Here is a 12,331-nt window from a genome sequence, read left to right as displayed (position 1 = left end):
CTAATTTATGAATAAAGTGTCTACTTCAAATTGATGAACTTTCAAGAAAAACTTGCCGAATACGTTTTGGAAAACCGAACAACTAGCCAACATCCAGACATCGCATTAACAGGATTGGCAGAAGGACTAGATTCAGACTCGCTTATCATTTTAGCTGGTATGGACGAACGGGATAACACTTTTGAATTACAGCAATATTTCGAACAGATGCTGTCAGAACTTAAACTTAAATTACCTAATAAGTTTTGTGCTGCTAACGTACTAATTACCTATCATTTAGAACGGATGATTAATGATCCAAAACAATCATTTGAAATAATGACAACTATAAAAAATGAAATCGATGATGCGTTTGACTGGCCGATGGATAACACAACAAAATACCTTGGAGAAGAACTTGACCTTCATCATTTATACACTTGGTACCGAGAACTTCAAGACCTTGAAGATGGTAGTTTGATTCTCTATTATACAGACCTTCCCAAGGTTGAACAAAAAAGAAAATTCGAAGAGCATTTGATAGAAGAAGCAAAAAATTGGTTGAATCGAAATAAAAATACTCTTTAATATGGGCAAGCCATGCTCATTCACAAGAGTCCTTCTTAAAAGATAGAATGAACCGTAGAGTCTCCTGACTCGGTACTTTGGTACAGTGTATTTCTAAACTAGCTGTGTTGGGAGACAAAGGATTTTCATAAATCATTTTAAGAGTCGTTGTACTTACACATGAAACAAAAGGTTTTTCTACATTATCACCCAATCATTCCACCCTTCCTGCACCGATTTTAATCTTCCCTGCCATATAAGGAGGCTCCCTGCAAGGCAGAAGACCTTCCCTGCGCTAATTTGACCGCTTCCTGCGGAGGTAAACAGGTTTCCTGCGCTACATGAGCCCCTTCCTGCGCCGCAGGGAGACCAAAAAATCACGAGGGGAGGTTTAAACTTGAGCAGGGAAGTGGTTTTTGAAGGTTATTTACCCTTTACAATAGACTTTCTGATTAAGGCCTGTTAGCTGTTATTATTATGATAAGTTCTATATCGAATGCCTGAGGATCAAAGAACTTGCACTAAATTGGCACTCTATTTTGTACCAATAATTTAAACGTTTTGCTAAAAATAATAAGAAACCTAATCTGTCTTGTGGCTATCACAGGACTATTGATCTCCTGCGGAGGAGACAAAGGATCTAAGAAGACTAAATCTACCGCCGCATATAGTGAGTTTGTAGAGGGATATACCTCTGGCGTGATTTCCAAAAACGAAGAAATTCTCATTCTTCTGTCACAGGAAATGGATGTGCAACCTAATCAAGCGGTTGAAGGCAAAGTATTTTCATTTGAACCAGCCATAGCAGGTTCGGCAGTATGGAGAGATAAAAGCTCCATAGTTTTTACACCCGAGCAGTCCCTTACCCCGGGACAATCCTACGAAGCTAAGGTGTTCCTCAAGGAGATTTTTGAGAATCCACCCAAAGACAATGTCTTTGAATTTGGGTTTGCTGTCATTAAGTCAAACTATGAAGTAATCATAGAGGGACTAGAAGTAGCAGGAGAAGATCAAGATGCCAAAATCACTGGATATGTCGAGACGGCTGACGATGAAGATTTAGAAAAAATCAAGAAGATATTACAAGCTTCCCAAGGCAGCTCAGACCTTCCTATCACATGGACAAGCGGTGAGTCAAGTCGAAAATTCATCTTCTCGATAGAAAATGTAGAAAGAAAGGACGATCGTAGTGAAGTCAAAGTAAGCTGGAAAGGTTCGCCTATAGGAGTAGCGACATCTGGAGAACAGAAATATGTAGTTCCTGGTAAAAACGAGTTTAGTGTAGCATCGAGTAGACTCAATCAAGCGGGTGAAAACTATATATCTATTACCTTCTCTCATTTGATAGATAAAAACCAGTCGTTGAAAGGTTTTATCAAACTCGGAGACGATGTACCTAGATACACTATCGATAAAAATGAACTGAAACTTTACCCATCTAAGATTATTTACGGTGAGGTAGAGGTAAGAATCTTCAAGAATATCAGAAGTGTAAAAGGAAAGACCCTGCAAGAGGATTTTGTGACCACGATCCAAATGCCAACTTCTAAACCTGAGATCAGATTAGCTTCTAAAAAAGGAACGATTCTACCCAACTCTGATCAGCTAGTTCTTCCATTTGAAGCCGTAGGCCTAAAGGCTGTTAAGGTAACTGTCATTCAGATTTTCGAAAGCAATGTTTTACAATACCTACAGACCAATGATTTGGGAGGTACTAGGTATCTGCAAAGAGTAGCAAGACCTGTTCAGACGAAAGAAGTGAACCTGCTAGAGACTGGAGTTACCAATTTGAACAAATGGAACCGGTTTACGCTGGAACTATCCGAAATGTTCAAAATTCAGCCGGGAGCACTATATCAAGTAGATATTTCATTCACTAAAAAGCATTCACTATTTGCTTGTCCAGACACTGAAGATGATGTAGTTCAGCAAAACTGGGACGAAGAGCAAGAAGAAAGCAGCTGGGACAGCTATGAAAACTACTACTATGAATATGACTGGAATGAAAGAGATAATCCATGTCATAGCATGTACTATAGACAGCGTCGAAATGTCAAGAAAATATTGCTAGCTTCCAATATCGGTTTAGTAGCTAAGCGATCTGAGTTTGGTGCTCTGCATGTATTCGCAAATGACATCTTGACAACCACTCCATTGGATGGGGTAGAGATCATAGCCTATGATTACCAGCAACAAGAAATAGGCAAAGCTACTACGGGTAGCAATGGTATGGCTGTATTGGATGTGAAGCGAAAGCCATATATGATCAAGGCTAAGCACATGAAGGACTACAATTACATGAAGGTAGACGACGGGTCAGCTTTGTCATTGAGTAACTTCAATACTGCCGGTAAGACGATCAAGAAAGGTATCAAAGGATTCATCTATGGAGAGAGAGGCGTGTGGAGACCAGGAGACGATATTTTCTTGACATTCATTCTAGAAGATAAAGATTCAAGACTTCCTGATAACTATCCTGTGATATTGGAATTTAAGAACCCTGAGGGGCAGATAGTCACTAGAAAGACTAAAACGGAATCTGTAAGTGGAATGTACGCTTTCAAACTTTCTACCAATCAAGAGGATCCAACAGGTCTGTGGCAGGTGAAAGTAAAAGCAGGAGGCTCTGAATTCAATAAAGAAATCAAGGTAGAAACGGTCAAGCCTAATAGACTGAAAATTGACCTTGATTTTGATACCGATCGATTGACAGGAGGAAGCCAAAAAATATATGCTGATCTGACAGTAAAATGGCTTCACGGAGCTGTGGCTAAGAATTTGGAAGCAGAATATGATGTGCTTTTGGCTCCGACCAAAACAACTTTCAAAGAGTATCCTAATCTAATATTTGATGATGATTCCAAGTCTTTTTATGCAGAGAGACAGGAAGCATTCTCTGTAAGACTAAATGAGAATGGCTATGCTAACGTTGGTGTCAATATTGATGTCAATGACAATGCACCGGGAGCTCTTAATGCCATATTTACCGGTAAGGTATATGAAGAAGGAGGAAACTTCTCTGTAGACAAATTAGTCATCCCATATTACCCATACGCTAGCTATGTAGGGCTTAAAGCGCCTGAAGGCGATAGGCGCAAAATGCTTTTGACAGACAAGGATCACTCGATCAGAATCGTATCTGTAGACTCTGATGGTAAACCAGTGTCAAAGCAAAACTTAGAAGTAGAGTTGTTCAAACTCGAATGGAGATGGTGGTGGAACAGTTCCTATAATGATATCAGTAATTATATAGGCAGAAACTACCGCTCACCGTTACAGAAAGCTAAAGTCAATACGGTGAATGGTGAAGGAACTTGGGCCGTTCAAGTTAAATATCCAGAGTGGGGTAGATACTATGTAAGAGTCACAGATCCTGAGTCCGGACACAGTGCAGGACAAGTGATTTATTTTGACTGGCCGGGATGGGCTGGAAAAGGCAAGAAGAATATGGGAGGTGTCAATATGTTGACTTTCGATATTGACAAAGGAAGCTATCAAGTAGGAGACAAAGCCAAGGTGACATTGCCTGCTGCCGAAGGTGGACGTGCTTTGGTGAGTTTGGAAACTAGTAATAAGATCATCAACTGCAAATGGGCAGAAACAGGAGCAGGACCTACAGAGGTGACTTTTGATGTGACCGAAGATATGACTCCCAACCTGTACGTTCATGTGACATTGATGCAGCCTCATGGGCAGACTGCCAATGATTTACCTATACGCATGTATGGTATAGAGAATGTTTCAGTGATCAACCCAGCGACCACACTAGAACCTCAGCTCAAAATGCCTGATGTGCTAAGTCCAGAGGAGAAGTTTAATGTAAAAGTGACTGAGTCCAATGGTAAGCCTATGGCGTACACCATCGCTATGGTAGATGAAGGTTTACTTGACCTTACGAGGTATAAAACACCAGACCCTTGGAACAATTTCTATGCAAGGGAAGCTTTAGGAATCAAGACTTGGGATATCTATGACGATGTAGTAGGAGCATATAGTGGCAGATTAGAAAGAATGCTAAGTATAGGTGGTGATGGTGATTTAGCTGCACCAAAAGCTCAAAAGGCGAACAGGTTTAAGCCTGTAGTAGAGTACTTGGGACCTTTCTACTTGGATGCTGGAGATGAAGCGGTTCATGAAATTCAAATGCCACAGTACGTCGGTAGTGTTAAAACCATGTTGGTAGCCGGCTACAATGGAGCCTATGGTAAAACTGATAAAGCTACTCCTGTGAAGCAGTCAGTGATGGTATTGGCGACTCTTCCGAGAGTAGCGGGTCCTACCGAGATCATGGATTTGCCTGTAACAGTTTTCAATTCGGATACGAAGACAGCTAAGGTCAAGGTATCAGTGAAAGCTACTGATAAACTCAAACTAGTAGGAGGAAGTACCAAAGAGATAACCGTTGAAGGAGAAGGAGAGAAAGTGATTTACTTCAAAGTTCAGGCTGCTGAGAGTCTAGGGATAGGGCGAGTAGCCGTATCGGCCAAAGGACCAAAAAGTACCGCTCAATTTGACATTGAAATGGATGTAAGAGCTTCTAACCCTGAGTTCACAGAAGTATCAGACAAGTTGATTTCGGCTGGAGATCAATGGTCTTTGAATTACAGTCCAATTGGATTGCTAGGAACAAATGAAGGGGCTATAGAATTGTCAGCACTTCCATCATTGAACCTAGAGAGTAGAATTAGATATTTGATCAGATACCCACATGGTTGTGTGGAGCAGACTACATCTTCTGTTTTTGCACAGTTGTACCTAGGTCAGTTAATGGACTTAACAGCGGAGACTAAGACTAGAATATCTGACAATGTCACCGCTGCTATTGAAAGACTACAGACATTCCAAAATCCGTCGGGAGGACTTTCGTATTGGCCGGGAAGAGGAAGTGATAGCGAGTGGGGAACTAACTATGCAGGTCATTTCTTATTGGAAGCTAAGAATAAAGGTTACGCTGTACCGGGTGGTATGCTGACCAACTGGAAGAAGTTTCAGAAGCGCATGGCTAACCAATGGACGAAAGGCAAATACAGAAGTAGCAGCTTAGTTCAGGCCTATAGACTATATACTTTGGCATTGGCTGGGGAAAATGTCATGGGTGCTATGAACAGAATGAAATCTATGTCTGATCTACCAGTGGTAGCGAAGTGGAGATTGGCATTAGCGTATGCGGTTTCAGGATATGAAGATCCAGCTAAACAAATCATCGAAGGACTTTCTCAAGAGTTAGATGATTATAAGTACAATCCATACACTTATGGTTCTAGACTCAGAGACAGAGCTATGATTCTAGAGACTCTAGCACATTTGAATATGCATGAGGAAGGTTTTACTATTCTCAAGGAGATCGCCGATAAGATGGGTGACAAGAGAAAATGGATGAGTACTCAGACTACTGCATACAGTTTGATTGCAGTCTCTAAGTATAGCCAAGGAATGGACGATGGTTCTCAGATTCAGTTTGAAGTCAAAGTCAATGGAGAAACTAAGGACGTAACTATGGGTAATTATTTAGCCCAGTTAAAATTGTCTACTGCTGATGCTGAGACAGGTGTTGTGATTCAGAACACTGGATCTACTCCTATATATGCTAGAATGGTCAAGACTGGAATTCCCCTAAGTGGTAAGGAAGAGCCATCTTCTAAAAACATCAAGATGGAAGTATCATATAAGGACAAGAATGGTAGATCTGTAAATCCAGCTAATCTGCCTCATGGTACTGATTTCATTGCTAAAGTAAAAGTGTCTCACCCAGGGGTAAGAGAGGGGTATGAAAACCTTGCATTAACTCAAATTTTCCCATCAGGATGGGAGATACTGAATACTAGACTAGATGGTACTGATTCATTCAATGGCGGAGATGAACCTGATTATACAGATATCAGAGATGACAGAGTCATGATGTATTTCGATTTGAATGCTGGCCAGACCAAGAACTTCGAAGTTCAGTTGAACACTTCATACAAAGGGAAGTTCTATCAACCAGCAGTAAAAGTAGAAGCGATGTATGATGATGATATCTACGCGCAGAATGCAGGTAAGTGGATTGAAATAAAATAAACAATAGTTTCCTAGCAGGGAAGATTGGCGAAGCAGTCTGTTACAGTATAAAGTATCTACTGTGATAGACTGCTACGTCGAGAAAAGACCTTCAAATAGAGGTTTACTTGCTGAGACAACAGATTCATAAGTTTAGCGATGAAGTTCTTGCGACTATACGAGTCTATTAAGAGATATAAAAAAGCACTGATCCTTCTGATAGGGTCAGTGCTTTTCTTATTGCTGCTACCGCTACCTTCGCCGCTATTTGCACCAACTTTTTCTACGACCATTGAGACTCAGGAAGGTGAGCTACTCGGTGCTCAAATAGCTAAAGATGGACAATGGCGATTTCCGAAAGAAGATAGCATAGCTACACGTTTTGAAATGTGTCTATTACAATTTGAAGACGCTTATTTCTATAAGCATTTTGGTGTTAATCCAATTTCTCTTTCAAAGGCATTTTGGTCTAATATTCAATCAGGAAGAATAAAGAGAGGTGGAAGTACGATCAGCATGCAGGTTGTTCGAATGGCGCTAGGAAATCAGTCTAGAACACTTTGGCAAAAGATTCTGGAAACACTAATGGTTTTTAAGCTAGAACTTCTCTATTCGAAAAAGGAGATTCTTTCACATTACGTTTCTCAAGCACCATTTGGAGGGAATGTCGTGGGAGTAAGCGCTGCCTCATGGAGATACTATGGAAGACCATCTCATTTACTCTCTTGGGGAGAAGCAGCCAGTTTAGCCGTATTACCCAATAGTCCTTCGTTGGTATTCCCAGGAAAGAATGAGTCTACCTATAAATGGAAACGTGATTTTCTACTCAGCAAGCTATTGGTTGAAGGAGTTATTGATTCCTTGACTTGTGAACTGGCTATGGCAGAGCCTTTACCAGGTATACCCCAACCAATGCCTCAATTGGCACCACGTCTTTTGACCAGACTTATCAATGAAGGTAAAGGAGGAAAGCGAAATATTGTGACGATAGATGCTGCCATTCAGGCAGTGGTAAAAGAGAGAGTGGAGGCACACAGTCAAGGTCTTCAGTCCAACTTCATTTTCAATGCAGCAGCTTTGGTAATAGATATAGAATCAGGACAAACCAAAGCTTATGTAGGGAATGTCAATAGTGGAATGGAGCACGGTGAAGATGTAGATATCGTCACGGCTCAGCGAAGTACGGGTAGCCTGCTAAAACCTTTTCTCTATGCCGCCGCTTTGGACCATGGATTGATTACTCCCAAAGCTTTATTGGAAGATTATCCAATGTTCCTGAAGGACTTTATGCCTAAGAATTTTGACCTTAAGTACAGAGGGGCTGTACATGCTGATGAGGCGCTGACTCGATCTTTGAATTTACCCTTTGTAGTGGCATTGAGAGATTATGGCATTGAACGATTTCATGAGAAATTGAAATCTCTAGGAATGAATAGCCTCACTAGACCTGCGAGTCACTATGGGTTGAGTTTAATATTGGGAGGAGCGGAGTCTTCGCTTTGGGAAATAGCCCAGATGTATGGAAATATATACCGTACCTATCGCCATTCATTTAACAGACCTGTCATGAACTTATATGACGCGGAAGATTATAAACCGCATTCAATATTGATTGCAGATTCATTGAAGAGTAGAGATGTGAAGACAGATGAAGTCTTAAGTATAGCAAGTATATGGGCCACATTAGATGCCATGAAAGGGCTGAATCGACCTCAAGGTTTTTCAGGATGGGAGAGTTTTAGAGGAGCTGTACCCATTTCTTGGAAAACAGGAACCAGTTTTGGGTTTAGAGATGCATGGTCTGTAGGTATCAATGGGAAATACCTAGTGGCAGTTTGGACAGGTAACGCCGATGGAGAAGGCCGACCCGGTCTGGTAGGAGGTTTAGCAGCTGCACCACTCATGTTCAAAATATTTAAGGTTCTAGATCACGATTCTTTTAACGAAGTCCCAACAGCAGAAACTCAATTGTTTAAGATATGTAAAACTTCAGGTTGGATAGCTTCCCCAAATTGTGAAGAGACGGAGGAGGTGTCATGGCCTCAGGCAGTTCGCAACACACAAGCTTGTATGCTTCATCATAGAATCCACTTGGACGAAACAGAAACATACCAAGTAAATAGTAGTTGCTACCCGATAGATAAAATTCATCACAAAAACTGGTTTGTACTACCCCCGACTCAAGCTTGGTACTATCAGCAAAATAACATCGATTATAAATCCTTGCCGGCCTTCATGAAAGGTTGTGAGTCTGATGAGCAGTTAGCAACCATACAGCTTATTTATCCTAAAAAAGGAACTAAAATATTCATTCCTAAAGAGCTTGATGGCAAGCGAGGTGAAGCGATTTTCGAAGCTGCTCACCTTCACAAAAACAAAAGACTCTTCTGGCATCTGGATGGAGAATACATTGGGGAAACCAATACACCTCACCAGATGGCCATCCAAGTCAGTGAAGGCACGCACCAAGTCATTTTGCTCAATGAAATGGGCGAAGAGTTAATTAGAAAGTTTGACGTACTTAGTGGGAGATAAAAGCCACTATCAGTTAGTTTTTACTATTTCTAGCTGTCTCCATCTACCTCTTGCAAATGCAAAAGCATTCCCTTCAGGTATTTTGCCATTGGATGTAGAGTTGAACTCGACCTGTATGACATCATCCTTATTCAGAGCAATGTTTTGAAACGTGTAGGTATGTGTTGACATGTCCTGAGTAGTCTCTGGATTTTGGAATTTACCTACTAGCTCCCCAGATACTCTAAGCCTGTAAGTCGATTCCCCATCAGTTTCTTTTACTGTAGTGATTGTCACATTATATAAGCCACTATTGCCATCAAAAATAGCCGTAGCAGCGGCAAACTTCTCTTTGTACATGCCTGCATTGACCGCTAGCGCTCTTCTACCTTTATCTTTATAGGCAGGTACAAAACCATCTATACTCGGGATGTTAAAATCTCTCAAGGCATTTAATGTTTGGCTTTCAACAGAACCAGTGAGATTATTAGTTGGTATGCCTTCACCAAAGAACTTTTCCAGCTTAGAAGGACTACCATTATCATCACCAGTCAATAGATAGTAAACCATACCAGCATCAGAGCAGTCAGCTTTTCCTTTTTCATTGACAAGCATTCTATCATATAGCCATTTGATGTTAGGGTCTTTGTGATCCCTCATCCAGTACCAGACTGTAAAGTCATCGTCTGATCCAAATAGTTTGTTTGGATCCCAATGAGCATTTTGATCAATGATCTTCCTGTAATTAAGTCTATGCCCGCTTAGCTCCATAGTTTCTGCAATGGTGTGATGTTTATCGCTAGCTGATACAGGCTTTTTATCAAATTTAGGGTCGCCTCTTCTTAGGTGCTTTTCATTGTAGCCGCTGTGAGAAATAATATAAATATGAGACAAGGTTTCACTTTTATTATCCTCGATCACTTGTTTCACCGCTCTATACAGAAACTCGGCTGGTCCCATATGTATAAAGTATAGAGGGTCAGTAGCTGTTGACTTTTCTATTTCCTCCACTAAATCATTAATAGCTGCTTCATTATCCTCTGGAACATCAAAGAATATATTCTTGTCGAAATTCCATCTTTCAATCGCTCCATCGACACCTATTTTCATATGGTTGGTAGCTGAAGTGTGAGCCGGAGCATCAATGAAGTTGTTGTATGAAAAGTGAACAAGTTTGTCCTGAGCTTGCAGCTTAGCGATCATGGCAAGTGCTACTGGAGTACCTCCCCAGTCGTCAGGATCGGCCTTTGACCAACGGTGCATATGATCAGGTTGATTATTGCCATCAGCACTGATAGCTATTCTATTGTTAGAATAGCCCCAGCCTTGAGCTGAGGCTAAGTCAGGTATTAAAGCTACTACGATTAGTAAAAGACAATTTATCCCTAGCTTCATTTGTTCTTTATTCATGTATTTGTATAAAATTTTTCTCGAAAACAAAGTTATTTCCAAGACGGAAAGTATTGACTCAAAATCTCCTTTCAAATACTTATCAGCATACCGTTGATGTATTACAATAACTTAACAATAGAGGGGGGATATTAGATTGAATGTTTATTCGATCGTTGTTAAATAGAACTTTTACTTAATTTATCACTTAACAATATCCTCTGCCGATATGAAGAGGATATGAAATGAGAAGACTAAAGCAAGAGTATGAACCGATGCTATAAGACTATTCAATGCGTCTTGGTTTTAACGCTATTTTTCTGTGGCTATAAAGCACAGGCCAAAGATTCTGTACTCGGAGACCAGTATTTAATAAAAGGCAGACAGCTAGAAGGTAAGTATGATTCTGCTGTTTACTGGACTGGACTCGCGCTTGCCTATTTTGAAACCCAAGCTGATACTGCCGGAATATTAAAAAGCTTACTTCAGGTAGCGGATATTGAGAAGAATGATGGCAACTATTATGATTCTTTCGAGAATCTATGGAATGCTCAGTTGTTAGCTGATAGGTTTCGGGATGATCAATTAAGTAGACAAGTTCATCGTGAATTAGGCTTGCTCAATAGCTATTTTGACCGAACGGAAGATTCTTTTACTCATTACTTCAAGGTACTGGCATTAGCTAAAAAATCTAAACACAATGTCTCTTCAGCGTATCACGCCATCGCCGCCAGATATATAGATATTGGAGATCTAGATATGGCATCTACCTATTTAGACTCTTGTGAATTGCTTAAGCAAAAAACTAACTATTTCGTAAAGGCTAGACGTGGCCTGATAGCTATCAAAAGACAACAATATGATCTAGCAGAAAAGCTGTTGTCTCAGGCAAAAAGGCATTTTGAAAAATCAAGAGTCACTTATCTAGTGGTAGTTGACACCTACTGGGGCGATCTTAAAAGGGAACAGGGACAGAAGCAAGAAGCGATCAAAGCCTATGAAAATGCTTTAGAAATCATCAGAATGTATAAAACACATACGGATTATGAGTATGATCTGTATAGAAAGTTAGCTGCTTTGTTCTATGAGTTGGGCAATGGAGGTAAAGCCTATGATTATCTGCTTAAAAGTAAAGAGATAGGGGATAGATTATTTAATGTCAAAACAGATCATGCGCAGAGTCTATTTGACATGAAAAACAAGTACCAAGATAAAGTCAAAGAACAAGAAGCAGAGTTAAAAGAACGAGAGATCGAAATAGCTCAAAATCAACAAGAGTATTTTAACCTTCAATTGAGTTTTGCCCTAGTGTTTTTGTTCATGGTAGTGATCGTATTATTCGTAAAAGGACGAAGCCAAATCAAAAAGCATAGAGTTGAAAAAGCTCATAATAAGCAAATGGCTGAGGCGGAGCGAGAAAAACTAGAGGCCATTAATGAAGTCAAGAATAAAGAACTGACTTCTTTCGCGCTTCAACTCATCGAAAAAGAGACGAAGATTAGTGAACTGGTGAGTTACATAAAAGATAATGTCCCTGATAGTAAAGAGAAACAGCGCACAATAGATCAATCAACTCAAAAAAGTGACTTTTGGGAAGAGTTCAATGCTAGATTTACCCAAGTGCATACTGGCTTTTACAAAAAATTATTAGAGTCATATCCTAATCTTACTCCCACAGAATTAAAGCATTGTGCACTAGTGAAGCTTAAATTTTCTAGTAAAGAAATGGCTCATTTACTCAATATTTCGGTGGGGAGCATTCATATCGCACGCCATCGACTGCGAAAGAAATTGGATCTCAATCGTGAAGATAATCTTGAAACCTTCATTGCAAGTATCTAAATAG

At 40.2% G+C, this 12,331-nt stretch carries 5 protein-coding genes; 4 read left to right on the top strand and 1 reads right to left on the bottom strand.

What is annotated here, in order from left to right:
* Positions 1 to 33 precede the first annotated feature (33 nt).
* The 3 genes from DKG80_RS06720 (at position 34) to pbpC (ending at position 9,117) form a co-directional block, all read left to right on the top strand.
* Positions 34 to 567, top strand: a complete 534-nt coding sequence (locus tag DKG80_RS06720) for a hypothetical protein (protein WP_109830549.1) — start codon at positions 34 to 36, stop codon at positions 565 to 567.
* 540 nt (positions 568 to 1,107) lie between these two features.
* Positions 1,108 to 6,603, top strand: a complete 5,496-nt coding sequence (locus DKG80_RS06715) for an alpha-2-macroglobulin family protein (protein WP_162555726.1) — start codon at positions 1,108 to 1,110, stop codon at positions 6,601 to 6,603.
* 147 nt (positions 6,604 to 6,750) lie between these two features.
* Positions 6,751 to 9,117, top strand: a complete 2,367-nt coding sequence (gene pbpC, locus DKG80_RS06710) for a penicillin-binding protein 1C (protein WP_221409063.1) — start codon at positions 6,751 to 6,753, stop codon at positions 9,115 to 9,117.
* A 9-nt stretch (positions 9,118 to 9,126) separates the two neighbouring features.
* On the opposite strand, the gene DKG80_RS06705 is transcribed toward pbpC, so the two are convergent.
* Positions 9,127 to 10,506 (bottom strand): hypothetical protein, encoded by a 1,380-nt coding sequence (locus DKG80_RS06705; protein ID WP_185140163.1) that lies wholly within the window; start codon positions 10,504 to 10,506, stop codon positions 9,127 to 9,129.
* 246 nt (positions 10,507 to 10,752) lie between these two features.
* Here DKG80_RS06705 and DKG80_RS06700 point away from each other — a divergent pair, with 246 nt between their 5' ends.
* Complete coding sequence (locus tag DKG80_RS06700) at positions 10,753 to 12,327, top strand: tetratricopeptide repeat protein (RefSeq protein ID WP_162555725.1); 1,575 nt, start codon at positions 10,753 to 10,755, stop codon at positions 12,325 to 12,327.
* The last annotated feature ends 4 nt before the right edge of the window (positions 12,328 to 12,331 follow it).

This window comes from Reichenbachiella versicolor (assembly GCF_003171675.1).
In the GTDB taxonomy this organism is placed as follows: Bacteria; Bacteroidota; Bacteroidia; order Cytophagales; family Cyclobacteriaceae; genus Reichenbachiella; species Reichenbachiella versicolor.
Note: the sequence above shows the minus strand (reverse complement) of the source record. Positions and strands in the feature narration are given on the sequence as shown.